General features: G+C 71.1%; 17 protein-coding genes and 1 pseudogene. 3 read left to right on the forward strand and 15 right to left on the reverse strand.

Annotated elements, in window-relative coordinates; translation table 11 throughout:
- Positions 1 to 2: 2 nt before the first annotated feature.
- The 7 genes from FHS34_RS27585 to FHS34_RS27615 form a co-directional block, all read right to left on the reverse strand.
- Positions 3 to 1,307, reverse strand: coding sequence for a M50 family metallopeptidase (locus FHS34_RS27585; protein ID WP_184970242.1), 1,305 nt, complete (start codon positions 1,305 to 1,307; stop codon positions 3 to 5).
- Positions 1,304 to 2,575, reverse strand: a complete 1,272-nt coding sequence (dxr, locus tag FHS34_RS27590) for a 1-deoxy-D-xylulose-5-phosphate reductoisomerase (protein WP_184970245.1) — start codon at positions 2,573 to 2,575, stop codon at positions 1,304 to 1,306. Before dxr ends, FHS34_RS27585 begins: the two co-directional genes overlap by 4 nt.
- Positions 2,576 to 2,758: 183 nt before the next feature.
- Entirely contained in the window at positions 2,759 to 3,094 is a 336-nt protein-coding gene (locus tag FHS34_RS27595) for a hypothetical protein (protein ID WP_184970248.1), read from the reverse strand.
- A 292-nt stretch (positions 3,095 to 3,386) separates the two neighbouring features.
- Positions 3,387 to 5,339 carry an acyl-CoA dehydrogenase family protein gene (locus FHS34_RS27600; protein WP_184970250.1) on the reverse strand — a complete coding sequence of 651 codons (1,953 nt, stop codon included), beginning with the start codon at positions 5,337 to 5,339 and terminating at the stop codon, positions 3,387 to 3,389.
- Between the two features lie 239 nt (positions 5,340 to 5,578).
- Positions 5,579 to 7,024: an aldehyde dehydrogenase family protein gene (locus FHS34_RS27605; RefSeq protein WP_184970252.1), complete on the reverse strand. Its 1,446-nt coding sequence runs from the start codon at positions 7,022 to 7,024 to the stop codon at positions 5,579 to 5,581.
- Between the two features lie 161 nt (positions 7,025 to 7,185).
- Positions 7,186 to 8,763: a PucR family transcriptional regulator gene (locus FHS34_RS27610; RefSeq protein ID WP_184970253.1), complete on the reverse strand. Its 1,578-nt coding sequence runs from the start codon at positions 8,761 to 8,763 to the stop codon at positions 7,186 to 7,188.
- Between the two features lie 104 nt (positions 8,764 to 8,867).
- Positions 8,868 to 11,162, reverse strand: coding sequence for a type IV secretory system conjugative DNA transfer family protein (locus FHS34_RS27615; protein WP_308288316.1), 2,295 nt, complete (start codon positions 11,160 to 11,162; stop codon positions 8,868 to 8,870).
- Positions 11,163 to 11,525: 363 nt separating this feature from the next.
- On the opposite strand from FHS34_RS27615, the gene gabT reads away from it, so the two are divergent.
- Together gabT and FHS34_RS42765 are read left to right on the forward strand one after the other, a co-directional pair.
- Positions 11,526 to 12,860 (forward strand): 4-aminobutyrate--2-oxoglutarate transaminase, encoded by a 1,335-nt coding sequence (gene gabT / locus FHS34_RS27620; RefSeq protein WP_184970257.1) that lies wholly within the window; start codon positions 11,526 to 11,528, stop codon positions 12,858 to 12,860.
- Between the two features lie 666 nt (positions 12,861 to 13,526).
- Positions 13,527 to 13,775: pseudogene (locus tag FHS34_RS42765) on the forward strand (phosphatase PAP2 family protein); the annotation flags it as partial.
- A 97-nt stretch (positions 13,776 to 13,872) separates the two neighbouring features.
- Here the strand turns inward: FHS34_RS42765 and FHS34_RS42770 are convergent.
- The 3 genes from FHS34_RS42770 to dnaA all read right to left on the reverse strand — a co-directional run bounded on the left by FHS34_RS42770 (position 13,873) and on the right by dnaA (position 18,254).
- On the reverse strand, positions 13,873 to 15,720 hold the full coding sequence (locus FHS34_RS42770) for a chitinase (protein WP_225817645.1): 1,848 nt from the start codon (positions 15,718 to 15,720) through the stop codon (positions 13,873 to 13,875).
- A gap of 85 nt (positions 15,721 to 15,805) precedes the next feature.
- Entirely contained in the window at positions 15,806 to 16,264 is a 459-nt protein-coding gene (locus tag FHS34_RS27630) for a hypothetical protein (RefSeq protein WP_184970261.1), read from the reverse strand.
- 121 nt (positions 16,265 to 16,385) lie between these two features.
- Entirely contained in the window at positions 16,386 to 18,254 is a 1,869-nt protein-coding gene (gene dnaA, locus FHS34_RS27635) for a chromosomal replication initiator protein DnaA (protein ID WP_184970263.1), read from the reverse strand.
- A 155-nt stretch (positions 18,255 to 18,409) separates the two neighbouring features.
- Between dnaA and FHS34_RS27640 the strand changes: the two genes are divergently transcribed.
- Positions 18,410 to 18,586 carry a hypothetical protein gene (locus FHS34_RS27640; RefSeq protein ID WP_184970265.1) on the forward strand — a complete coding sequence of 59 codons (177 nt, stop codon included), beginning with the start codon at positions 18,410 to 18,412 and terminating at the stop codon, positions 18,584 to 18,586.
- A gap of 4 nt (positions 18,587 to 18,590) precedes the next feature.
- Here the strand turns inward: FHS34_RS27640 and FHS34_RS27645 are convergent, their stop codons facing one another.
- The 5 genes from FHS34_RS27645 to FHS34_RS27665 are packed head-to-tail and all read right to left on the reverse strand — an operon-like array spanning position 18,591 to position 24,178.
- On the reverse strand, positions 18,591 to 20,021 hold the full coding sequence (locus FHS34_RS27645) for an NAD(P)/FAD-dependent oxidoreductase (RefSeq protein ID WP_184970267.1): 1,431 nt from the start codon (positions 20,019 to 20,021) through the stop codon (positions 18,591 to 18,593).
- A 22-nt stretch (positions 20,022 to 20,043) separates the two neighbouring features.
- A complete protein-coding gene (locus tag FHS34_RS27650) occupies positions 20,044 to 20,844 on the reverse strand; it encodes an ABC transporter permease (protein WP_184970269.1) in 801 nt (266 codons plus the stop codon).
- Positions 20,845 to 21,774, reverse strand: a complete 930-nt coding sequence (locus tag FHS34_RS27655; protein ID WP_184970271.1) for an ABC transporter permease — start codon at positions 21,772 to 21,774, stop codon at positions 20,845 to 20,847.
- Entirely contained in the window at positions 21,774 to 22,925 is a 1,152-nt protein-coding gene (locus FHS34_RS27660; protein WP_184970273.1) for an ABC transporter ATP-binding protein, read from the reverse strand. The genes FHS34_RS27655 and FHS34_RS27660 overlap by 1 nt, the downstream gene beginning before the upstream one ends.
- A 5-nt stretch (positions 22,926 to 22,930) precedes the next feature.
- Complete coding sequence (locus FHS34_RS27665; protein WP_184970275.1) at positions 22,931 to 24,178, reverse strand: polyamine ABC transporter substrate-binding protein; 1,248 nt, start codon at positions 24,176 to 24,178, stop codon at positions 22,931 to 22,933.
- Between the last annotated feature and the right edge of the window lie 24 nt (positions 24,179 to 24,202).

Below are 24,202 nucleotides of genomic sequence, written 5' to 3' on the forward strand. Positions count from 1 at the left end.
GTCTAGGAGATTTTGACGGGGTTGACGACGTCCGCGATGAGGACGAGGACCGTGAAGCAGACGAAGATGCCGGCCACCACGTACGCCACCGGCATCAGCTTGGCGACGTCGAACGGGCCGGGGTCGGGCCGGCGCAGCACCCGGGCGACATTGCGTCGCAGGGCCTCCCACAGCGCGCCCGCGATGTGCCCGCCGTCGAGCGGGAGCAGCGGGAGCATGTTGAACAGGAACAGGGACAGGTTGAATCCGGCGAGCAGCATCACGAACATCGCCACCTGCTGGGAGGCGGGGATGTCGAGAGTGGCGATGTCGCCGGTGATGCGGGCGGCGCCGACGATGCCCATCGGGGAGTCCGGCTCGCGGGGGCCGTCGCCGAAGGCGGCGTCCCACAGGGCGGGGATCTTCCCGGGCAGGGCGACGAGGGAGTCGGCGGCGTCGCCGACCCGGTCGGTCATCCAGGTCACGGACTCGCCGAAGTCCTGCTTGACGACACCGGTCGCGGCGCTGAAGCCGAGGAAGCCGGCCTTCACGTACTGGCCCTGGACGTAGGTGCCGCTGGAGTCCTTCTTGGCGACCTGGTTGGTGGCGATCTTCGCGTGCAGGGTCACTTCCCGGCCCCCGCGCTCGACGACGACGGCCACGTCCCGGCCCGCACTGTCACGGATGAGGTCCGAGAGCGTGTTCCAGTCCCGGGTCGGCTTGCCGTCGAAGGAGACGATCTTGTCGCCCGCCTTCATGCCGGCGGCCGCGGCCGGGGAGGGCTGGTCGGACTTCTTGCAGCTGTCGCGGTTCTCGCTCTGCGCGATGACGCAGGGCGAGACCGCGGCGACCGTGGTGGTCTGCTGCTGGATGCCGAAGCCCATGAGCACGGTGAAGAACAGGCCGATCGCGAGCACCAGGTTCATGAAGGGGCCCGCGAACATGACGATGACGCGCTTCCACGGCTTGCGCGTGTAGAACATGCGCGTCTCGTCGCCCGGCTTGAGCTCCTCGAAGGCCGCCGAGCGGGCGTCCTCGATCATGCCGCGCCACGGCGAGGTGGAGCGGGCGGAGACCCGGCCCTCGTCGTCGGGCGGGAACATGCCGATCATGCGGATGTAGCCGCCCGCCGGGATGGCCTTGATGCCGTACTCGGTGTCGCCCTTCCTGCGCGACCAGATGGTCGGGCCGAAGCCGACCATGTACTGCGGTACGCGGATGCCGAAGAGCTTGGCCGTGGACAGGTGCCCCAGCTCGTGCCACGCGATCGAGACGAGCAGGCCGACCGCGAAGACCGCTATGCCGAGGATGAACATCAAGGTCGTCATGCACGCGCCTCCGCGGTCGCCGTCGTGGCTGTGAGTTCACGGGCCCGGGCCCTGGCCCAGGTCTCCGCTTCGAGGACGTCCGACACGGTGAGTGAGGTTCCCGTGGCCGGGGTGCCGTGCTCCTCGACCACCCGGGTGACGGTCTCCATGATCCCGTTGAAGGGCAGCACGCCGCCCAGGAAGGCCTCGACGCACTCCTCGTTGGCCGCATTGAACACCGCCGGAGCCGTCCCCGCGAGCTGCCCCACGTGCCGGGCGAGGTTCACCGAGGGGAAGGCCTCGTTGTCCAGCGGGAAGAACTCCCAGGTGGATGCCTTGCTCCAGTCGAAGGCGGGCGCGGCGTCCGGAACCCGTTCGGGCCAGCCCAGACCGACGGCGATCGGCCCGCGCATGTCGGGGGGCGTCGCCTGGGCGATCGTGGATCCGTCGGTGAACTCGACCATCGAGTGGACATACGACTGGGGATGCACGACCACCTCAATGCGGTCGAAGGGAATGTCGTAGAGCAGGTGCGCCTCGATGACCTCCAGTCCCTTGTTGACGAGGGTCGCCGAGTTGACGGTGATCACCGGGCCCATCGCCCAGGTGGGGTGGGCGAGGGCGTCCTGGACGGTGACGTGCGCCAGCTCGGTCCTGGTCCGGCCGCGGAAGGGGCCGCCGGAGGCGGTGACGACGAGCTTGCGGACGTCGGCGCGGGTGCCGGCGGCGAGCGCCTGGAAGAGGGCGGCGTGCTCGGAGTCCACCGGGATGATCTGGCCCGGCTTGGCGAGCGCGGTGACCAGCGGGCCGCCGACGATCAGCGACTCCTTGTTGGCGAGCGCGAGCGTCCGGCCCGCCTCCAGGGCGGCCAGGGTCGGGGCGAGGCCGATGGAGCCGGTGATGCCGTTGAGCACGGTGTGGCAGTCGGAGGCGGCGACCTGGGTGGCGGCGTCGGGCCCGGCGAGGATCTCGGGCAGCGGCTCCCCGCTGCCGTACTCGGCGGCGAGCGCCTCGCGCAGCGCGGGTACGACGTCCTCGCGCGCGACCGCCACGGTCCGCACCCGCAGTCGGTGCGCCTGCTCGGCGAGGAGGGCCACCCGGCCGCCGTTCGCGGAGAGGGCGGTGACCCGGAAGCGGTCGGGATTGCGCAGCACGAGGTCGATGGCCTGGGTGCCGATGGATCCGGTGGAGCCGAGGATCACCACGTCCTTGGGGCCGTCGGCGTGGACGGGGTCGTAGACGAGGTGCGGGTCGGCGAGGGGTGCCGGACGGGCGGGACTGTCGGTCATCCCCCCATTGTTGCCGCAAGCGGTGACGGCCCGGACAGTGCGTCCCTCGGTCGAGTGCGTCGAGGGTTCCGCGCGCCGGGCGGAGCGCCGCGTTCCGTGACCGCCGGCGCGGGTCCGGTGCGGGTCCGGCACGAGTCCGGCGTGGTCCGGTGCGAGTCCGGCGTGGTCCGGCGCCGGTCGGGGTCACTCGGGTGCGAAGGAGAAGCTGCGCCACAGGCCGGTGGCCTCGACGGCTTCGCCGGCCGAGGGCCCGTCCAGGTAGGCGCTCGCCCCGCCCCGGGGCACCGTGCAGTCGGGCGTCGTGTACATGAGGAGGCTGCTCGTCGTGTAGTTGTCGACGCGGGTCACGCCCTCGGGGAAGCGGTGGCACCCCCCGATCACCAGGTTCGAGACGGTCTCCACGTGCCGGTCGCCGTTGTGGGCGACGATCTGGCCGTTGGCCTGGTCGTCGCAGGCGGTGAGAGCGAGGCCGAGCAGCGCGATACCGGTGAGCGCGGCCATGGACCGGGAAGCGGGCATCGGACCTCCTGTGCGGGGGACGGACGGGCAGCTGCCGGGGGACGTCCTGCCCTCACTATCCGTCGGAGCGGGGGGACGTGCCCTCCGTATACCTGCCAATCGGTGACACCGCGGCTGCCCGCCGGGCGGTGACACGGCGGCGCGGCCCGGCCGGGCGATGCGACTGGCTCGCGATCGCCTGCCGGGCCGCGCTCGGCCCTCGCCACTGTGGGGGTTCAGCCGTGCGGGTGAACGGCCTCCCCGGTCCCGCCCCCGGTCCCGTCCTCGGCCGGGAGGGTTCCCCCGGCCGCGCTCAGGTGGACGTGTCCTGGCCGCCGAAGGGACGGCGGGCGTTCTCGTGGGCGGAGGGTCCGGGGGTCGCGTCGGCGATCCAGGGCCCCTCCCCCGAGGGGTCGAGGACGCCCTCCTCAAGCCAGGTGTAGGCCCCGCCGAGGACGCCCTCGACCACCTTGCGGTCCAGGTCGTCGGTGTTGGTCCACAGGCGGTCGAAGAGTTCGTCCACCCGGATGCGGGCCTGGCGGCAGAAGGCGTCGGCGAGCTGGTAGGCCTCGCGGCCGTGCTCGCCCTCGCCGCGCAGCCGCTCGGCACGGACACAGGCCGCGCTCATCGCGAACAGTTCGGCGCCGATGTCCACGATCCTGCCGAGGAAGCCCTGCTTGGTCTCCATCCGTCCCTGCCAGCGGGACATGGCGTAGAAGGTGGACCGGGCCAGCTTGCGGGCGGTGCGCTCGACGTAGCGCAGGTGGCCGGAGAGGTCGACGTGGTGCTTGAACTCGCCGTAGGCCGTGGGGAGCTGGCCGGGGCCGGCGACCAGCTTCGGCAGCCACTTGGCGTAGAAGACACCCGCGCTGGCGCCCGCCCTGGCCTTGTCGGAAAGGGATTTGTCGGGGTCGATCAGGTCACCGGCGACCGAGAGGTGGGCGTCCACGGCCTCCCGCGCGATCAGCAGGTGCATGATCTCGGTGGAGCCCTCGAAGATGCGGTTGATGCGCAGGTCGCGCAGGATCTGCTCGGCCGGGACCGGGCGCTCGCCGCGCGCCTTGAGGGACTCGGCCGTCTCGTAGCCGCGTCCGCCGCGGATCTGGACCAGTTCGTCGGCCATCAGCCAGGCCATCTCGGAGCCGTAGAGCTTGGCGAGGGCGGCCTCGATGCGGATGTCGTTGCGGTCCTCGTCGGCCATCTGGGAGGACAGGTCGAGCACCGCCTCCAGCGCGAAGGTGGTGGCCGCGATGAAGCTGATCTTGGAGCCGACGGCCTCGTGCAGCGCGACCGGCTTGCCCCACTGCTCGCGTTCCGCCGCCCATTCGCGGGCGATCTTCAGGCACCACTTGCCGGCGCCCGCGCACATGGCGGGCAGCGACAGCCGGCCGGTGTTCAGCGTGGTGAGCGCGATCTTCAGCCCGGCGCCCTCGGGTCCGATCCGGTTGGCGGCGGGGACCCGCACCTGGTGGAAACGGGTGACGCCGTTCTCGATGCCGCGCAGGCCCATGAAGGCGTTGCGGTGCTCGACCGTGATGCCCTCCGAGGCCGCCTCCACCACGAACGCGGTGATGCCGCCCTTGTGCCCCTCGGACTTCGGCACCCGGGCCATGACGACGAGCAGGTCGGCGACCACCCCGTTGGTGGTCCACAGCTTCACCCCGTCGAGGACGTAGTCGTCGCCCTCGGGTACGGCCGTGGTGGCGAGGCGGGCCGGGTCGGAGCCCACGTCCGGCTCGGTGAGCAGGAAGGCCGAGATGTCGGTGCGGGCGCAGCGGGGCAGGAAGGCGTCCTTCTGCTCCTGGGTGCCGAACATCTTCAGCGGCTGCGGTACGCCGATCGACTGGTGGGCGGAGAGCAGGGCGCCGACGGCGGGGCTGACGGAGCCGACCAGGGCGAGCGCCTTGTTGTAGTAGAGCTGGGTGAGGCCGAGGCCGTCGTACTTCGGGTCGATCTTCATGCCGAGCGCGCCGAGTTCCTTCAGGCCCGCCACGACCTCGTCGGGGATGCGGGCCTCGCGCTCGATGCGGGCGGAGTCGATCGCCGTCTCGCAGAAGGCGCGCAGCTTGGTGAGGAACTCCTCGCCGCGCCGGACGGACTCGGCGTCGGGGAGCGGATGGGGGTGGATGAGGTCGAGCCGGAAGCGCCCGAGGAACAGCTCCTTGGCGAAGCTGGGCTTGTGCCAGTCCTGTTGCCGGGCGGCCTCCGCCACCTGACGGGCCTCGCGCTCTGTGACGTTGGTGCGTGGGGTGGTGGTGGCGGACATTGAGGCTCACCTCGCCGCGAAAGGGGACGATTCGGACCGTTCGTTACCGACCAGTGCTACTGGATCGTTGGTACCCGAAACGGCCGCACCTCACCACCCCTCGCGGTCCGATCGGGTCGAAAGCCCGCCCGGAGTCGCGGACGCGTCCGGCCGCGGGTACTCCGCGTCCGGAGAGCAGGAACGGCCGCAGCCCCCGCACAGTGGGCTGCGGCCGTTCCGTCTGACCTGTCCGTGGCAGGTCAGAGCGCGAGACCGGTGAGGACCAGTACGCGCTCGTAGGTGTAGTCCTCCATCGCGAACCGCACGCCTTCGCGGCCCACGCCGGACTGCTTGGCGCCGCCGTACGGCATCTGGTCGGCGCGGTAGGACGGGACGTCGCCGATCACCACACCGCCGACCTCCAGGGCGCGGTGGGCACGGAAGGCGGCCTGCAGGTCGTGGGTGAACACGCCCGCCTGGAGGCCGTACTTGGAGTCGTTGACCGCGGCGAACGCCTCGGCCTCGCCGTCCACCTTCTGCACGGTGAGGACCGGTCCGAAGACCTCCTCGCAGGCGAGCGTCGCGCCCGCCGGTACGTCGGTGAGGACGGTCGGCGCGTAGGCGGCGCCGTCCCGGTCGCCGCCGGTGAGCAGGTTGGCGCCGGCCTCGACGGCCTCCTTGACCCAGGACTCGACGCGCTTGGCGGCGTCCTCGGTGACCAGCGGGCCGACGTCCGTCTTGGCGTCGCTCGGGTCACCGGTGACCTGGGCCTCGACGGCGGCGACGATGCGCGGCAGCAGCCGGTCGTACACGGACGCGTCGGCGATCACGCGCTGCACGGAGATGCAGGACTGGCCGCCCTGGTAGTTGGAGAAGGTCGCGATGCGGGTCGCGGCCCAGTCGAGGTCCGCGTCGGAGGCGAAGTCAGCCAGCACGACCGCCGCGCCGTTGCCGCCCAGCTCCAGGGTGCAGTGCTTGCGCGGCACCGAGTCCATGATCGCGTAGCCGACCGTCTCGGAACCGGTGAAGGAGATGACCGGCAGGCGCTCGTCCTGGACCAAGGCGGGCATGCGGTCGTTGGTGACCGGGAGGATCGACCAGGAGCCGGCCGGCAGGTCGGTCTCGGCGAGCAGGTCACCGAGGATCAGGCCGGACAGCGGGGTGGCCGGGGCCGGCTTCAGGATGATCGGGGCGCCGGCGGCGATCGCCGGGGCGACCTTGTGGGCGCACAGGTTCAGCGGGAAGTTGAACGGCGCGATGCCGAGCACGACGCCCTTCGGGAAGCGGCGGGTGAGCGCGAGCCGGCCCTGGCCGCCGGCGTCGGTGTCGAGCCGCTGGGCCTCGCCGCCGTTGAACCGGCGGGCCTCCTCGGCGGCGAACCGGAACACGGAGACGGCACGGCCGACCTCGCCCCGGGCCCACTTGATCGGCTTGCCGTTCTCGGCGGAGATCAGCTGGGCGATCTCCTCGGTGCGCTCGACCAGGCGCTTGCTGACGTGGTCGAGCGCGGCGGCACGCACGTGCGCCGGGGTGGCGGCGAACTCGTCCCGCACGGCGTACGCGGCGGCCACGGCCTCCTCGACCTGGGCGTCGGTCGGCACGCCGACCTTGCCCACGAGGCGGCCGTCCCACGGGGAGGTGACGTCGAAGGTGTCCTCGCCGGTGACCTGGCGGCCGGCGAGCCAGAAGGCATGGGTGGAAGTCATGTACGAGTCCCGGCCCTTCCGCGTTGGGGGGTGTGCTTGGCTTGCGTGGTCCACGGTAGGGCGGGGGCGGCCGAGGGTCGTTTGTCCGAGTCGTAGCAGTGCACGGAGCGGGCACTACTGTTTGGACTACTCGGCGCTGTGGGGACCACTCGGCCCGCGCGCTACTCCGGGGAGGTCGCCTTCAGGGCCAGCCACAGCTCCATCCGGACGTCGGGATCGTCCAGGCTCCGCCCCAGGATCTCCTCGACCCTGCGCATCCGGTACCGCAGCGTGTGCCGGTGGACCCCCAGGTCGGCCGCGGCTGCGTCCCACTGGCCGTGCCGCGACAGCCACGCCCGCAGCGAGGCGACCAGATCGCCCCGCCCCGTCGCGTCGTGCTCGTGCAGCGCCCGCAGCAGTCCGTCGGCGAACGCCTTCACCGCGTCGTCGGCCAGCAGCGGCAGCACGGACCCGGCGGCCAGCTGCTCGTGCTCGACGAACACCCGCCCCCGCCGCCGCGCCACCGACAGCGCCTGCTCGGCCTGCTTGTACGCCGCTGCCGCCGCGATCGGGCCGGAGGGCGCCGAGAGGCCGACGACCAGTTCGTCGTCGTCCGCGCGGCCCTGCTCGGGGAGTGCGCGCTCGGCCTCCCGCGCGGCGGCGTCCGCGGCGGACGCGGCCACCGCCGCGCCCCCGTCCGCGGCCAGCACCACCAGCCGCTCCCCCTCGGGTACGACCAGCACCGCCTCCCCGGACCGGGCCGCGGCGGACTCCACGGTCTCCGCGAGTTCGCTCAGCGGCTCACCCGCCGTACCGGAACCGGACTCGGCGACGATCATCCGGAACGGGGCGTCCAGCAGCCCTCCGTACAGGTCTCCGGCGACGGCGCGGGCGTGATCGGGTTCCCCGGCGAGGAGCATGCGCAGCACCGCCGCGCCGACGCGCTGCTCGGCCGCGTGCAGGGAGCGGGAGCGTTCGGTGGTGAGGGTGAGCAGGGCGATGGCGGAGTGCACGGCGTACCGCTCGGCGGTGCCCAGGGCGGCGGCCGTGCCCACGGCGAGGGCCGCGCGCGGGCGCCGGCCGGTGCCGAGGGAGTGCAGTTCCACCCGGTCCTCGTGCTCGGGGCCGCCGACCACCGAGGAGGCGGGGGCGGAGCGCTCCCGCAGCCGTTCGACCTCGGCGGTGAGCCGGGCGGCACGGCGGCCGGCCCACTCCGGCGCGGCGGCGACGACGGCGCCGGACGCGTCGTACAGCGCCGCCCAGCCGTCGACCTGGGCGGCCAGTACGGTGAGCACGCCCTCGGGGCCGGTGGTGAGCGCCTGTTTGGTCAGCTCGCGCTGGGCGGCGAAGCCGGCCGTGACCGCGCGGTACTGGTCGGCGGCGATCGCCGCGGAGACGGCCTTGCTGATGGCGAGGAAGGGGGTGCGGCGGGGCACCTCCAGCAGGGGCAGGCCCTCCTGTGCACAGGCGTCGACGAGGGGCTCGGGGATCTCCTCGTAGTTGACGCCGACGGCGAAGCCGAGCCCGACCACACCGGCGCCGACGAGCCGCCGCACGTACCGCCGCATCGCCTCCGGGTCCTCCGCGTCCAGCTTGAGCGCGGTGATCAGGAGCAGCTCGCCGCCCTCCATGTAGGGCACGGGGTCGGCCAGCTCGCTGACGTGCGCCCAGCGGACGGGCACGTCCAGGCGGTCCTCGCCGGCGCGCACGGTCAGCTTGAGCGCCGAGTGGTGGACGAGCGAGGCGAGAGTCGGGGGCATGCGGCCTTCACGGTGAGGGGATCCGGCGATCACGTGATCTTTTGGCCGCCGCGTATGAACGGCCTAGGCCGATTCTGCCTCACCGTACGGTCCGGTGCCGTCGCTCACCCCCGCAGATCGACCAGCAGCGGTGGGGCGTGCTCGCCCTGCACGGTGGTCAACGACAGCACGGCGTGCCCCGGCGGCACCCCATGAGCCAACTCAGAAGCCGACCACCGCTCCCGCTCGACCTGCCGAACGGTGACGGCGTCCGTGGTGACCGGCTTCCCCGTGCCAAGTTTCCGGACAGCATGGATCAAGCGGGTCAACGGCTGGTCCGCGAACACCGTGTGCTTGGCGACCTCCGTCGTCTCCACCCACTCCGTACCCCATGCCTGGGCGAACAGGGCGCCCTCCCAGGTGGTGATACCCGAGCAGGCGGCATGACAGCCGACCGCGGCAATCAGCGGCTGCCTCAGGTGCTCCGGGACGTCTCCCAGGGCCCGCAGACTCAGGAGAACGCCGGCGTTGCTCTCTCGCAGGCCCCGCAGGGCACGCACGGACCCTGCGGTGATCGCGTGCGTCGCATCAGCGAGAACGAGACAGGCGAAGAGGGAGCGGTCTCGACGCACAGCCGTGCTCGCCGTGAACTGGGCGAGCAACAGCCGGGCCAGCAGTTGAGCCGCCTCCGGGTGGGCCCTCTCCGGCAGGTCGACCCTGACCCTCAGTGGGTGGTCGAGCGACCTCAGTGTGAACGGCCGTGTGTCCCCGGACGTGTCGAAGAAGCCGGAAAATGCAGGACGGTCCAGGCAGGCGAGCCGGTCGGCGAGCAGTATCCCCGGGTCTCCGTGGGTGCCCGTTTGCCGGGCCCGCGCGTCCAGCTCCCGGTGCAGAGGAGAGTGATCCCGCTCGTCGAGCATGGCCTTGAGCCGGTTCAGCGCCGAAGGCTCGCCGTCCAGCAACTCCCGGAGTTCCGGTACGGAGGGGAACCGGCCGTGCACGGCCCGGAAGGGCCCCAGCAACTGTGCCAGTACCGTTCCCGCCCGCCGCAGCTCGACCTCGGCCCAGTCGCCTGCGAGAACGTCCGCGAGGAGCATGGCCGCCTCGTCCGGGTCGTCGGATCCGCCGTAGAGATCGATGTCGTATGCCGACGTGCGGTCCCCTGGCCGGATCACGATGTCGTAGGCCTGATCGGCTCCCAGGGGGGTCCCGGCGGCACAGACCACGATCAGGGCCGCCTGTCCCGCGAGGGCCTGGAGGGCGACGGATTCGCAGATCGGGCGTACCAGGTGCTCCGTCTTGCCCGAGCCGGACGGGCCGATCACGAGCAGGGAAGTCCCCAGCGTGCCGGAATCCAATGCCGCACCCGCGGCACGGCGGGCAGGCGGTGTGCGCTCGACGTCCGCGTACCGTCCGATGCGCACCTGGGCGGTCAGCAGGTCATGGGGCGCCATCCGGATGGGGAGATCGCGTTGTCCTGAAGGGTGCAGGCATGCGCGGGCGCCGTCGTCGCGCACGGCCGAGGTGAACGCGCCCAGACGTGCAGGATCGGCCACCACGGAGCTCCAGGCACGACGGATCCTCACGCAGTCCACGTCGTTCATCCGGCCGGCGCGCGCCTCTTCGGCGAGCCGTTCCGCCGTCGCGCTCTGACCGTAGGCATGCAGGTCGGGCCAGTCCGTGACGGGCTCTGGTACGGCCGTCTCAGGATGCTCAGCCACCGCCCGGGGGCGCTGGAGACCGCGCAGAAGTCCCAGCCAGTCCCCTGCCAGGGCGAACGGTCCCAGGGCTAGAACCGTGAGCACGATCTTGAGGATCTGCAGGCGATGCACGGTGCCGACCGGGTCACCGGGCACGACGAACCAGTCGGCGGGGATCACGCTCACGGCGAGCTTGTAATACGACAGCAGGCCGTGCCAGACGACCAGCCAGGCGACGAGCGCCCCGAGGACGGCGGCGCGCAGAGCGCGGGAGGGCCCTGGTCGGTCGGTCACGTACCGCCGGACGACCTCTTTCCAGTTGCCCACGCGCGCGAAGTAGTACAGCACGAGGGTCGCGAAGACACTGTCGTAGACAGCGCTCGCGGTGAGGGCGGCCCGGGGCGGGTTGAAGCCCCACCAGTCGGACGGCGTCACCAGTTCGAGCGGGATCCTCTTGTGGGGCACCAGGTTGTTGACCCACAACGACCACACGAGCAGGGCCGCGATCAGGGCAGCCACGGCTCCCGTCAGCAGCGCCCGGTCGGAGACGCGGCCGACGGTTTCCTGGGGCCGGGGGCGGTGGCCGAGGCGCCAGATGCCTGGGGGGGCGTCCGGGCGGGGGGTTCGCAGCCAGGTGAGGAAGAGGGAGCCGTCCGGTTTCGGCGGTGCGCCGGGCGGCGCCAAGGGTGCCGGCGGCGCACCCGGCGGCATCGGTGGCATCCCCGCCCCCTCCATTGGCGCCGTCGGGCGCGGTACAGGGTTCGGGTGGGTGCCGCGGGCGTCCCTCGTCCCGTCGCTGTCCATCGACCTTGCCCCCTGACCAGCCGTTCCGTCCACCGTCAGCGAGCCAATCTAACGCGCCGACAAGGGGAGTTCACCGCTTACGTGGCCGAGACGAGCCACAGCCGCCCGGGCGGACTATGTCCATCGCGGACAACGCGGCCCGCCGACAACGCCCACATGGAGCATGCCCACCCCCCACAACCGGTCTTAGCCTGCGAGAAAAGAAGGTATGCGTCCGAAAACGCACCGCCCGGAACCGCCCGGGACCGCCCGGTACGCAAGATCATCAGGGAGCCCCCCATGACCGCACTTCCGCAGGAGCGCCGCGTCGTCACCGCCATCCCCGGCCCGAAGTCGCAGGAGCTGCAGGCCCGCCGTACCGCCGTGGTCGCGCAGGGCGTGGGCTCGGTGCTGCCCGTCTTCACCGCGCGGGCCGGCGGCGGCATCATCGAGGACGTCGACGGCAACCGTCTCATCGACTTCGGTTCCGGCATCGCCGTGACCTCCGTCGGCGCGTCCGCCGAGGCCGTCGTGCGGCGCGCGAGCGCCCAGCTCGCCGACTTCACCCACACCTGTTTCATGGTCACCCCGTACGAGGGCTACGTGGAGGTCGCGGAGGCCCTGGCCGAGCTGACCCCGGGCGACCACGCCAAGAAGTCCGCGCTGTTCAACTCCGGCGCCGAGGCCGTCGAGAACGCGGTCAAGATCGCGCGTGCGTACACCAAGCGGCAGGCCGTGGTCGTGTTCGACCACGGGTACCACGGGCGCACCAACCTGACCATGGCGCTGACCGCGAAGAACATGCCGTACAAGCACGGCTTCGGTCCGTTCGCGCCCGAGGTGTACCGCGTGCCGGTGGCGTACGGCTACCGCTGGCCGACCGGTGCGGAGAACGCCGGCCCCGAGGCCGCCAAGCAGGCCATCGACCAGATCACCAAGCAGGTCGGCCCGGACAACGTCGCCGCGATCATCATCGAGCCGGTCCTCGGCGAGGGTGGCTTCATCGAGCCGGCCAAGGGCTTCCTGCCGGAGATCGTGAAGTTCGCCAACGACAACGGCATCGTCTTCGTCGCCGACGAGATCCAGTCCGGCTTCTGCCGGACCGGCCAGTGGTTCGCCTGCGAGGACGAGGGGATCGTGCCGGACCTGATCACGACCGCCAAGGGCATCGCCGGCGGTCTGCCGCTCGCCGCCGTCACCGGCCGCGCGGAGATCATGGACGCCGCGCACGCCGGCGGCCTCGGTGGCACCTACGGCGGCAACCCGGTCGCCTGCGCCGGTGCCCTCGGCGCCATCGAGACCATGAAGGAGCTGGACCTCAACGGCAAGGCCAAGCGCATCGAGGAGGTCATGAAGGGCCGCCTCACCGCCATGGCCGAGAAGTTCGACATCATCGGTGACGTGCGAGGCCGCGGCGCCATGATCGCGATCGAGCTGGTCAAGGACCGCGCGACCAAGGAGCCGAACCCGGAGGCCACCGCCGCCCTGGCCAAGGCCTGCCACGCCGAGGGCCTGCTGGTTCTCACCTGCGGCACCTACGGCAACGTGCTCCGCTTCCTGCCGTCGCTGGTCATCGGCGAGGACCTGCTGAACGAGGGCCTCGACATCATCGAGCAGGCGTTCGCGCGCATCTGAGCGACAGGTCTGCACCTCTGAAGCGCGCCTGCGGCAGGCCGTGTGAAGAACGTGTGCGGGGTGGATGACGGGAGCGGTATCCGTCTGCCCAAGCGCCTCGGCCTGCCGTAGGTTCTCTCCAGATGAGAGATACACCCCGCCCACAGGGGACTGTGGGCGACTCCGGGCCGAGGCCTCCCCAGCTTCGACCTGGTCGTGCCCTCGCGCACACATCCGGCGCCTGACGGTTCCGGGATCTCCTCACCGATCGGACGGTCGCCGCCCCAAACCCCCCGGGGCGCGCGACGTTCCGGTCCGGACGGCCGCCTCGGAACCACCCCCCCTGTTCCGGGGCGGCCGACCTCCTTCTCCGTGGTTCCGGGTATGTCTGCCAAGCTGGGCGCCGTGTCGACCGTAGTCCGCCGTGTCCTGCTCCTGGGCCTTCCGGCCGTCCTCCTCGCCCTGATCACCTGGCAGGTCGTGGCCCATGGCCCGCTGCTCGGCGCGGACGCCCGGCTCAGCCGGGCCCTGGTCCGTCCGGACCGGTTCTCCGAGCTCTTGTCGGACCTCGGCGAGATCCAGGTCGCCGTCCCGGTGCTCGCGCTCGCCGCGGCCGGCGTCCTGTGGCGGGGCCGCGCCGCCGGTCTGCCCCGGTGGTGGCTGCCGCCGCTGGCCGCCGCCGTCCTGATGGCGCTGGTCCCGGCGATCGTCGTCCCGCTCAAGGAGTGGACCGCGCGGCCGGGTACCGCCGCGGTGCCCCCGGGCACCGGCTACTTCCCTTCCGGGCACACGGCCACGGCGGCCGTCGCCTACGGCTCCGCGACCCTGCTCCTGCTCCCCTGGCTGCGCTCCGCGGCCGTCCGCCGGATCCTGGCCGGCTGCTGCGCGGTCCTCGTGCTCGGGGTGTCGTACGGCCTGGTGCGGCGCGGCTATCACTGGCCGCTGGACGTGGTGGCCAGCTGGTGTCTGGGCACCGTGCTGCTGACCACCCTGTCCCTCGTGCCCGGCCTCGCTCTCGGCCGGACAGGACGCCTCAGCCGAAGTAGGCGTCGAAGCTCTTCTGGAACTCCCAGTTCGCGTAGCGGTCCCAGTTCACCGACCACGTCATCAGACCGCGCAGCGCCGGCCAGGTCCCGTGGGTCGCGTACGAACCGCAGTTCGTCCTCTTCGTCAGACAGTCCAGGGCCTTGGTGACCTCGGACGGGGAGACGTAGCCGTTGCCGGCGTTGGTCGACGCGGGCATGCCGATGGCGACCTGGTCGGGGCGCAGCGGCGGGAAGACGTTGTTCTGGTCGCCGGCGACCGGGAAGCCGGCCAGGAGCATGTCGGTCATGGCGATGTGGAAGTCGGCGCCGCCCATGGAGTGGTACTGGTTGTCCAGGCCCATGATCGGTCCCGAGTTGTAGTCCTGGACGTGCAGCAGGGTGAGGTCGTCGCGCAGGGCGTGGATCACCGGGAGGTAGGCACCGCAGCGCGGGTCCTGGCCGCCCCACTTGCCGGTGCCGTAGTACTGGTAGCCGTTCTGCACGAAGAAGGTCTCCGGGGCCATCGTCAGCACGAACTTCGAGCCGTATTTCGCCTTCAGGGTCTTCAGTGCCGAGATGAGGTTCACGATCACGGGGGTGGTCGGGTTCCTGAAGTCGGTGTCGTTCGCGTTCAGCGACAGCGAGTGGCCCTCGAAGTCGATGTCGAGGCCGTCGAGGCCGTAGGTGTCGATGATGTTCGAGACCGAGGAGACGAAGGCGTCGCGGGCCGCGGTCGTGGTCAGCTGGACCTGCCCGTTCTGGCCGCCGATCGAGATCAGCACCTTCTTGCCGGCCGCCTGCTTGGCCTTGACGGCCGCCTTGAAGTCGGCGTCGGACTCGGCGTTCGGGCACTCTCCCCCACTCTCGGCTTCGCTCGAGCGGGAGGTGCCCCCATCCGGGCAGCGGTTGAAGCGGATGTCCCCGGACGTGACCGAGGTGGGCTCGCCGAAGGCCAGGTCGATGACGTCCCAGCTGTCGGGCACGTCGGCGAGGCGGGTGTAGCCGGCGCCGTTGGCGAAGCTCGCGTGGAGGTAGCCGACGAGGGCGTGGGCGGGCAGGCCGCCCGATCCGCCGCCTCCGGTGCCGGCGCTGGTCGTCGCGGTCACCGCCGTGGACTTCGCGGACTCGCCGGCGTCGTTGGCGGCGGTGACCTGGAAGCCGTAGGCGGTCGAGGCCGTGAGACCGGAGACGGTCGCCGAAGTGCCGGTCACCGTCTGGGTCTTGACCCCGTCGCGGTAGACCGCGTAGCTCGTGGCACCGGTCACCGCCGACCAGGACAGACCGACGGAGGACGAGGTCACCGAGGTGGTCCGCAGGCCGGCCGGAGCCGCGGGCGGCTGGCCGGTGCCGCTGCCGCCGGGGCCGACCAGGGTGATGTCGTCGGCCTGGTAGGCGCCGGTGCCGTACCAGCCGTGGGTGTAGATCGTGACCCTGGTGGTGGCGGCGCCCGTGCGGAAGGTGGTGCTGAGCCGCTGCCAGTCGGGGGCGGACTGGGTCCAGGCGGAGACGTCGGTGGTGCCGGTGCCGCTCGCGCCGAGGTAGACGTAGGAGCCGCGGACGTAACCGGACAGGGTGTACTGGGCGTTGGGCTGGACGGTCACCGTCTGGCCGCACTGGGCGTTGTCGCTGCCGGCCGGGGTGGCCTGCAACGCGGCAGCGCCGCTGTGCACGGGTGAGCCGACCGTCGTGCCGGCGGTGCAGGTCCAGCCGGTCAGGCCGGACTCGAAGCCGCCGTTGGTCGCGGCGTCCGCGTCGGCCGCACGGGCGGCCGACGAGAGCGCGGTGACACCGGGCACGGCCAGCAGCGCGGCCGTGAGCACGGCGAGGACGGATCGGGGACGTCTTGCGCGGTCCACAAGGGCCTCCGTGGTCTGGGGAGTTGGACGGGCGGAGCGCACACAACTTGGTCCAGACCAATCCTCTTGTCAAGGTGTGCGGCCGCTACCCGCCCAGGTCTCTCTTCCGGGCCGGCCCCGCCGCCGCCTCGTGCATCGCCAGTTCCAGCAGCGCCGGGTCGGTCAGCGTGCCCGAACCGTCCGGTGGCACCAGCCAGCGCACCCCCCGGGCCGACCGGCCGGGGTACGGCACGACGATCCAGGTGCCCGGTCCGGCGGTACGGATACCGGTGCCGAGCCAGCGGGCCGCGGTGCCCGGGGGCACGAGGAACCCGACCCGGTTGTCGCCGAAGTCGGCGAGCACCGGGCCGGGTTGGTCCAGGATCCGGGTGAGTACGTCCAGGGTCGGACAGCCGAGGTCCCCCGGCAGGATCAGCACGTCCCAGGCCCTGCCGGCGGGCAGCAGGGCGACCCCGAGGGGGCTGCGCTCCCACTCCCAGCGGCAGGCCTCGGGGTCCGGTGCGACGGATGCCAGCCATTCGACCGCCGTCTTCGCCCCAGTCATCAGAAAGCCTCCCTCTCTCGTGCTCTCGTGCTCTCGTGCGACGCGGTCGCGTCAGAGGGAGAGAGGGAGGCCTTCCGGAGAGCATTACGCGGGTCGCGGCACCTCTTTGGAGTGAACCGGCTCACACCCACCGGTCGGTGGGCGGCCCGTCGACCGCCTTGATCCGCGCGGTCAGCTCGGTCATCTGGTTGTAGATGGACCGCCGTTCGGCCATCAGCGCACGCAGTTTGCGGTCCGCGTAGTCGACGGAATCGTGGTCACGGCCGCCGAAGAGCTGGCCGATCCGCGACGTGGACAGGTCGGTGAGTTCACGGCACAGGTACATGGCCATCTGCCGGGCGGTCACCAGCGCGCGGCTCCGCTCCTTGCCGCACAGTGCCTCGGCCGTCACCCCGAAATAGCCGCCGGTCATCTCGATGATCCGCCGGGCCGCGTCCTCCTCGCGGGACGGCCCGCGGTCCGGGACCAGGTCACGCAGCACGATGGCGGCGAGCTGGACGTCCATCGGCTGCCGGTTCAGCGACGCGAAGGCACGGACCCGCACGAGAGCGCCCTCCAGCTCCCGGACGTTGCGCTGGACGTGCGAGGCGATGTGGTCGAGCGTCTCGGGGGGCACGTCGATGCCCTCCTGTTCCGCCTTGCGGCGCAGCAGGGTGACCCGCACCGCCCGCTCGGGCGGCTGGACGTGGGTGATCAGCCCGGACTCCAGGCGGCCGCGCAGCCGGTCGCCCAGGTGCGCGAGCTGTTTGGGCGGGCGGTCGGAGGAGACCACGATCTGCTTCCGCGCGCCCTGCAGCTCGTCGAAGAGCCGCCGGAACTCCTCGTGCGCCCCGCCCTGGCCGGTGAGGAGCTGGATGTCGTCCACCAGGAGCAGGTCCAGGTCCAGATAGCGCCGGCGGAACGCGTCGAGGCCACGCCCGCGGCCCGCGCCGAGATACTCGTGGGCGAGCGTCTCGGCCGTCACGTAGCGCACCCGTGTGCCCGGCCGGGTCCGGTGGGCGTGGTGGCCGATCGCGCAGAGCAGATGGGTCTTGCCGATGGCCGACGTCCCATAGACGAAGAGCGGGTTGTACAGGGTGGCCGGTGCCTCGGCGACGGCCCGGGCCGCGCCGTGGGCGAACCGGTTGGTGTCGCCGACGACGAAGGTCTCGAAGACGAACCGCGGGTCCAGCCCGTGCCGGGCCGGGGCTCGCTCCCCCGAGGGCGCCTCCCGCGGGACGTCCGCGGCCGGGGCGCCCGCGCGCGGGCCGTCCGGACCCGGGCGGACCGCCCGCGTTCCGTCCGCGGCCGGCGGCTCCGCGCGCGGTCCCTCCGCAACGGTGTCCTCCTGGGGCACCTGTTCCTCGGCCGCGACCAGCTGGCGTTCCAGTTCCTCGCACCGCCGCTCCGCGCGCACCCGCCGGGCGTGGGCGTCCTTCAGCTCCTCGCCGAGCGCCTCCACCTGCTCCATCAGGTCCTGCCGCTCCCTCAGCAGGGCGGTCACCTGGTCCTCGTACAGCTGTAAGGCCTTGTTCTTCTCGGCGGCCGTGCGGTCCTGGTGGCCGTGCAGCTGGCGGATCTGCAACTCCAGGTCGGTGGCGCGCTGCTGTGTGTCCGCCAGCGCCCCCTCCAGCGCCCGGACGAGGGCGGCCGACCGCAGCGACTGGCGGTCGGCGTCGGCGAGTTCGTCCTCCAGGGCCTGGACCCGGTTCAGCGCGGACCCGCCGTACGCCAGCGCCGTGCGGTGCAGCCGCCGCATCAGCTCGATCGCCTCGGGCGTGGGGGCGCGGCCCTGCTCCTCGGCGACGTCGCGGATCAGGTCGTGGACGAACTCCCAGGGCGGTATGCGGGTGCCGTTGAGGAACCGGGACAGGGAGCCGGGGTCCCGGTGCCGGCGGGCGGCGTACCGGCGCACGCTGATGCCCAGCCCGTCGAACAGCCGCCGTAACGCCTCCGCCAGCGCCCGCGACTCCTCCGGAAGGTCGCCGCCCAACGGCACCAGAACGCTCATCCCGCCCCCTCACGCTTCGGCGTCCGGGTGTTGCGGCAGGTGGCAACTGTGCCGCCTGGCGCAACACCGGACGACCGCACCAGTCTTTCTCCCGCCCCCCGACGTAAGACCAGAAAGGCTTATCAATGCGCGGCCCCCGAGGGCGAACCGATCTTGTGGCTTTTCTCGCGGTTCTGCTGACCGGAGTCATCCTCGTCCTGACCGGTATCCCGCCCGAGGCGGTGTCCACCGTGGCGATCGGTCTCTCCACGCTGTACGCCGCCTGGCGGGGCGAGCGGTCCGCCGGGGGCCGGGGCCCGGGGGGACGGGACCAGGGGGGCGGGGGCGGGTGACGGGTCAGCTGTCGAAGCCCAAGCCCAGCCGGTCCATCGTGCGCAGCCACAGGTTCCGCCGGCCGCCGTGGGCGTCGGCGCGGGCCAGGGACCACTTGGTGAGGGCGATCCCGGTCCAGGCGAAGGGCTCCGGCGGGAACGGCAGCGGCTTCTTGCGGACCATCTCCAGCTCGGTCCGCTCGGTGCGCTCCCCGTCCAGCAGGTCCAGCATCACGTCCGCGCCGAACCGGGTCGCGCCGACGCCGAGACCGGTGTATCCGGCCGCGTACGCCACCTTGCCCTGGTGGGCGGTGCCGAAGAACGCCGAGAAGCGCGAGCAGGTGTCGATCGCCCCGCCCCAGGCGTGGGTGAAGCGGACGCCCTCCAGCTGCGGGAAGCAGGTGAAGAAGTGACCCGCGAGCTTGGCGTACGTCTCGGGCCGGTCGTCGTACTCGGCGCGCACCCGGCCGCCGTAGTGATGGATCGCGTCGTAGCCGCCCCACAGGATGCGGTTGTCGGCGGACAGCCGGAAGTAGTGGAACTGGTTGGCGCTGTCGCCCAGCCCCTGCCGGTTCTTCCAGCCGATCTCCGCCAGCCGGTCCGCGCTGAGCGGCTCCGTCATCAGCGCGTAGTCGTAGACCGGGACGGTGTACGACCGCACGCGCCGCAGCAGGCTCGGGAAGATGTTGGTGCCGAGCGCGACGCGGCGCGCGCGGACCGCGCCGTACGGCGTGCGTACGGCCATCCCGGCGCCGTACTGCTTCAGGGTCAGGGCGGGCGTGTGCTCGTAGACCCGCACCCCGAGCCTGATGCAGGCCTGCTTCAGGCCCCAGGCCAGCTTCGCCGGGTGGAGCATGGCCACGCCCCGGCGGTCCCACAGGCCGGCCTCGAAGGTGGGCGAGTTCACCTGCTCGCGCACGGCGTCGGCGTCGAGGAACTCGAAGCCGTCGGCGAGCCCCTTCTCCTCCAGCTCACGGTGCCAGTCCCGCAGTTCCCACGCCTGGTAGGTCTCGGTGGCGACGTCGATCTCGCCGGTGCGCTCGAAGTCGCAGTCGATGCCGTGCCGGGCCACGGCGGCCTCGATCTCGTCGAGGTTGCGCCGGCCCAGCTCCTCCAGCTTGTGGATCTCGTCCGGCCAGCGGGAGAGGCCGTTGGGCAGGCCGTGCGTGAGGGAGGCGGCGCAGAAGCCGCCGTTGCGGCCGGAGGCGGCCCAGCCCACCTCGCGGCCTTCCAGGAGCACCACATCGCGCTGCGGGTCGCGCTCCTTGGCGTTCAGCGCGGTCCACAGCCCGCTGTAGCCGCCGCCGACGACCAGCAGGTCGCAGGTGTCGGTGCCGGTGAGGGCGGGCTCGACGGGGGGCTTTCCGGGATCTTCCAGCCAGTACGCGACCGGCTGGGCTTCGGAGAGAGAAGACATCCAGTTGTCTTTGCCACGGCTCATGGCGCTTGGGGCCATGATTTCAACTCCCTACAGGGGCTTATGCCTTTTGCTTGTTGCGGCGATTGGTGATGACCATCGAGGTCAGGACGAACAGCACGGCGATGAGGAACATGGCCGTACCGATCACATTGATCTGCACGGGAGTTCCGCGCTGCGCCGACCCCCAGACGAACATCGGGAAAGTGACGGTCGAGCCGGCGTTGAAATTGGTGATGATGAAATCGTCGAAGGAGAGCGCGAAGGACAGCAGCGCGCCCGCGGCGATTCCGGGTGCCGCGATGGGCAGGGTGACCCGCAGGAAGGTCTGCACGGGACCGGCGTACAGGTCCCGGGCGGCCTCCTCCAGGCGCGGGTCCATCGACATCACGCGCGCCTTGACGGCGGTGACGACGAAGCTCAGGCAGAACATGATGTGGGCGATGAGGATCGTCCAGAAGCCGAGCTGCGCGCCCATGTTGAGGAACAGGGTGAGCAGCGAGGCGGCCATGACGACCTCGGGCATCGCCATCGGCAGGAAGATCAGCGAGTTGACGGCGCCGCGTGCGCGGAAGCGGTAGCGGACCAGCGCGAAGGAGATCATCGTGCCGAGGAGGGTGGCGCCGACCGTCGCCCACACGGCGATCTGGAGGCTGATGGACAGCGAGCCGCACATGTCGGCGACGCCGCACGGGTCCTTCCAGGCGTCCGTGGAGAACTGCTGCCACTCGTAGTTGAAGCGTCCCTTCGGCTTGTTGAAGGAGAACACCGTGACGACGACGTTGGGCAGGAGCAGATAGGCGAGGGTCAGCAGTCCGGCGATGACGACGAGACGGCGCTTGAGCCAGTTGACGACGGGCATTTAGACCAGGTCCTCCGTCCCGGACCGGCGGATGTAGAGCGTGACCATGGCCAGGATCGCGGCCATGAGGATGAAGGAGAGGGCCGCGGCCGTCGGGTAGTCCAGGATGCGCAGGAACTGCGTCTGGATGACGTTGCCGATCATGCGGGTGTCGGTGGAGCCGAGGAGTTCGGCGTTGACGTAGTCACCGGCCGCCGGGATGAAGGTCAGCAGCGTCCCGGAGACCACGCCCGGCATCGACAGCGGGAAGGTCACCTTGCGGAAGGTGGTCCACGGCTTGGCGTACAGGTCGCCGGCCGCCTCGTGCAGCCGTCCGTCGATCCGCTCCAGCGAGGTGTACAGGGGCAGGATCATGAACGGCAGGAAGTTGTACGTCAGACCGCAGACGACCGCGAGCGGGGTGGCCAGGACCCGGTCGCCGGCCGTCCAGCCGAGCCAGTTGGTCAGGTCCAGGACGTGCAGCGAGTTCAGGGTGTGCACGACCGGGCCGCTGTCGGAGAGGATCGTCTTCCAGGCCAGGGTGCGGATCAGGAAGCTGGTGAAGAACGGCGCGATCACCAGGATCATGATCAGGTTCTTCCAGCGGCCCGCGCGGAAGGCGATCAGATAGGCCAGCGGATAGCCGAGCACCAGGCACAGCAGGGTCGCGGCGGCGGCGTAGAAGACGGAGCGCAGGAACTGCGGCCAGTACTCGGCGAGCGCGTCCCAGTAGGTCGCGAAGTGCCAGGTGATCTTGTAGCCGTCCTCCAGGGAGCCCTGCTGCACGGAGGTGGAGGCCTGGTAGATCATCGGCAGCGCGAAGAAGACGACCAGCCACAGGATGCCGGGCAGCAGCAGCCAGTACGGGGTGAACCGGCCACGCTTGCGGACGGGCTTCTGCTCGGGCTCGGCGGGGGCGAGCGGCGGGGGTGCCTCGGTGAGCGTCGACATCAGGCCGCCTCTTCCTCGGTGCCCGCGTCGATGTCCTGGGCGGCGTCGAGGCCGAAGGTGTGGGCGGGGCTCCAGTGCAGGACGACGTCGGCGCCGGGGACGAGCCGGCCGTCGCGCTCGACGTTCTGCGCGTAGACGGCGAACTCGTCGCAGACCGGGGTGTCGATCACGTACTGCGTCGACACGCCGATGAAGCTGGCGTCGGCGATCTTGCCGGTGACGCGGTTGCGTCCCTCGGGGATGGAGCCGGCGTCGTCGGCGTGCGTGAGGGCGATCTTCTCGGGCCGGATGCCGACCAGGACCTTGCCGCCGGCCGTCGTCGGGGCGGAACATCGCGCCTCGGGGAGCACCAGCTTGCCGCCGCCCGCCTTGAGCACGATGTCGGCGCCGTTCTTCGTGTCGACCTCGGCCTCGATGAGGTTGGAGGTGCCGAGGAAGTTCGCGACGAACGTGGTCCGCGGGTTCTCGTACAGGTCGGTCGGCGCGCCCAGCTGCTCGACCCGGCCCCCGTTCATCACGGCGACCGTGTCGGCCATGGTCATGGCCTCCTCCTGGTCGTGCGTGACATGGACGAAGGTGATGCCGACCTCGGTCTGGATGCGCTTGAGCTCCAGCTGCATCTGGCGGCGCAGCTTGAGGTCGAGGGCGCCGAGCGGCTCGTCCAGCAGGAGCACCTTGGGGTGGTTGATCAGGGCGCGGGCCACGGCGACGCGCTGCTGCTGGCCGCCGGAGAGCTGGTGCGGCTTCTTGCGCGCCTGCTCGCCCAGCTGGACCAGCTCCAGCATCTCCTCGACCTGCTTCTTCACGCTCTTGACACCGCGCCGGCGCAGGCCGAAGGCGACGTTCTCGTAGATGTCGAGGTGCGGGAAGAGCGCGTAGGACTGGAACACGGTGTTGACCGGCCGCTTGTACGGCGGCAGATGGGTGACGTCCTGGTCGCCGAGGCGCACGGTCCCGGAGGAAGGTTCCTCCAGGCCGGCGATCATGCGCAGGGTGGTGGTCTTGCCGCAGCCGGAGGCACCGAGCAGGGCGAAGAACGAGCCCTCGGGCACGGTCAGGTCCAGCGGCTGTACGGCGGTGAAGCCGTTGTCGTAGGTCTTGGAGATACCGGAGAGGCGGACGTCGCCGCTGTTGTCAGGTGTCGTCTTCATCGTCGTCACGCCCCTGTGAGCTTCGCGAACTTCTCTTCGTAGGCCGTCTCTTCCTTCTGACTCAGGGAGCGGAAGGCATGGGACTTCGCCTGCATGGCCTTGTGGGGGACGATCAGCGGGTTGTCCGCGGCGTCCTGGTCGATCTTCGCAAGGTAGGGCTTCACCCCGTCGACGGGCGTCACATAGTTGATGTAGGCGGCGAGCGCGGCGGCCTGCTCGGGCTCGTAGTAGAAGTCGATCAGCCGCTCGGCGTTCGTCTTGTGACGCGCCTTGTTGGGGATGCACATGTTGTCGGTCGACGTCACGTAGCCGCTGTCGGGGATGACGAAGTCGACGTCCGGGCTGTCCGCCTTGAGCTGGACCACGTCACCCGCCCAGGCGACACAGGCCGCGAAGTCGCCCTTGGTGAGGTCGGAGGTGTAGTCGTTGCCGGTGAAGCGGCGGATCTGTCCCTTGTCGACGGCCTTCTGCAGGCGGGCGACGGCCGCGTCGAAGTCGTCGTCGGTGAAGCGCGCCGGGTCCTTGCCCATGTCGAGCAGGGTCATGCCGATGCTGTCGCGCATCTCGGACAGGAAGCCGACACGCCCCTTGAGCTTGGGGTTGTCCAGCAGGTCGGAGACCGACCTCACCTCGATGCCGTCGAGCGCCTTCTTGTTGTAGGCGATGACGGTGGAGATGCCCTGCCAGGGATAGGAGTAGGCCCGTCCGGGGTCCCAGTCCGGGTTGCGGAACTGGGCCGACAGGTTGCTGTAGGCGTGCGGCAGGTTGGACGGGTCCAGTTTCTGGACCCAGCCGAGGCGGATCAGCCGGGCGGCCAGCCAGTCGGTGAGGACGATGATGTCCCGGCCGGTGTCCTGGCCCGCGGCGAGCTGCGGCTTGACCTTGCCGAAGAACTCGTTGTTGTCGTTGATGTCCTCGGTGTAGTTGACCGTGATCCCGGTCCGCTTGCGGAAGGTCTCCAGCGTCGGGTGGTGCTTGCCGCTGTCGTCGACGTCGATGTACTCGGTCCAGTTGGAGAAGTTCACGGTCTTCTCCTGGGCCGAGTGGTCCTGGGCCGAGGTGCCGCCCTGGCTCTTGCCCGCCGCGGGGATCCCGCAGCCGCTCAGCGCTCCGAGGCCGCCGGCCGCGAGCGCGCCGCCCGCGGTGGCCCGCAGCAGCGACCGGCGGGTCAGGGCGGCCCGGCCGCTGCGCAGGCTGCGCCGCATCGCGGCCACTTGGGGCGGGGTCAGGCGGTCGGGCTCGTACTGCTCCATGCGCGTGGTGCCCTTTCGGGAGGG

It is taken from the genome of Streptomyces echinatus (genome assembly GCF_014203595.1).
Lineage (GTDB): Bacteria > Actinomycetota > Actinomycetes > Streptomycetales > Streptomycetaceae > Streptomyces > Streptomyces echinatus.

Coding starts and splice junctions, on each gene's coding strand:
- dnaA (WP_184970263.1), bottom strand. CDS start 18,254: ATGAGCGTTCTGGTGCCGTTGGGCGGCGACCTTCCGGAGGAGTCGCGG.
- gabT (WP_184970257.1), top strand. CDS start 11,526: ATGACCGCACTTCCGCAGGAGCGCCGCGTCGTCACCGCCATCCCCGGC.
- FHS34_RS27605 (WP_184970252.1), bottom strand. CDS start 7,024: ATGACTTCCACCCATGCCTTCTGGCTCGCCGGCCGCCAGGTCACCGGC.
- dxr (WP_184970245.1), bottom strand. CDS start 2,575: ATGACCGACAGTCCCGCCCGTCCGGCACCCCTCGCCGACCCGCACCTC.
- FHS34_RS27665 (WP_184970275.1), bottom strand. CDS start 24,178: ATGGAGCAGTACGAGCCCGACCGCCTGACCCCGCCCCAAGTGGCCGCG.
- FHS34_RS27650 (WP_184970269.1), bottom strand. CDS start 20,844: ATGCCCGTCGTCAACTGGCTCAAGCGCCGTCTCGTCGTCATCGCCGGA.
- FHS34_RS27595 (WP_184970248.1), bottom strand. CDS start 3,094: ATGCCCGCTTCCCGGTCCATGGCCGCGCTCACCGGTATCGCGCTGCTC.
- FHS34_RS27615 (WP_308288316.1), bottom strand. CDS start 11,162: ATGCCACCGATGCCGCCGGGTGCGCCGCCGGCACCCTTGGCGCCGCCC.
- FHS34_RS27655 (WP_184970271.1), bottom strand. CDS start 21,774: ATGTCGACGCTCACCGAGGCACCCCCGCCGCTCGCCCCCGCCGAGCCC.
- FHS34_RS27600 (WP_184970250.1), bottom strand. CDS start 5,339: ATGTCCGCCACCACCACCCCACGCACCAACGTCACAGAGCGCGAGGCC.
- FHS34_RS27645 (WP_184970267.1), bottom strand. CDS start 20,021: ATGGCCCCAAGCGCCATGAGCCGTGGCAAAGACAACTGGATGTCTTCT.
- FHS34_RS27630 (WP_184970261.1), bottom strand. CDS start 16,264: ATGACTGGGGCGAAGACGGCGGTCGAATGGCTGGCATCCGTCGCACCG.
- FHS34_RS27610 (WP_184970253.1), bottom strand. CDS start 8,763: ATGCCCCCGACTCTCGCCTCGCTCGTCCACCACTCGGCGCTCAAGCTG.
- FHS34_RS27585 (WP_184970242.1), bottom strand. CDS start 1,307: ATGACGACCTTGATGTTCATCCTCGGCATAGCGGTCTTCGCGGTCGGC.
- FHS34_RS27660 (WP_184970273.1), bottom strand. CDS start 22,925: ATGAAGACGACACCTGACAACAGCGGCGACGTCCGCCTCTCCGGTATC.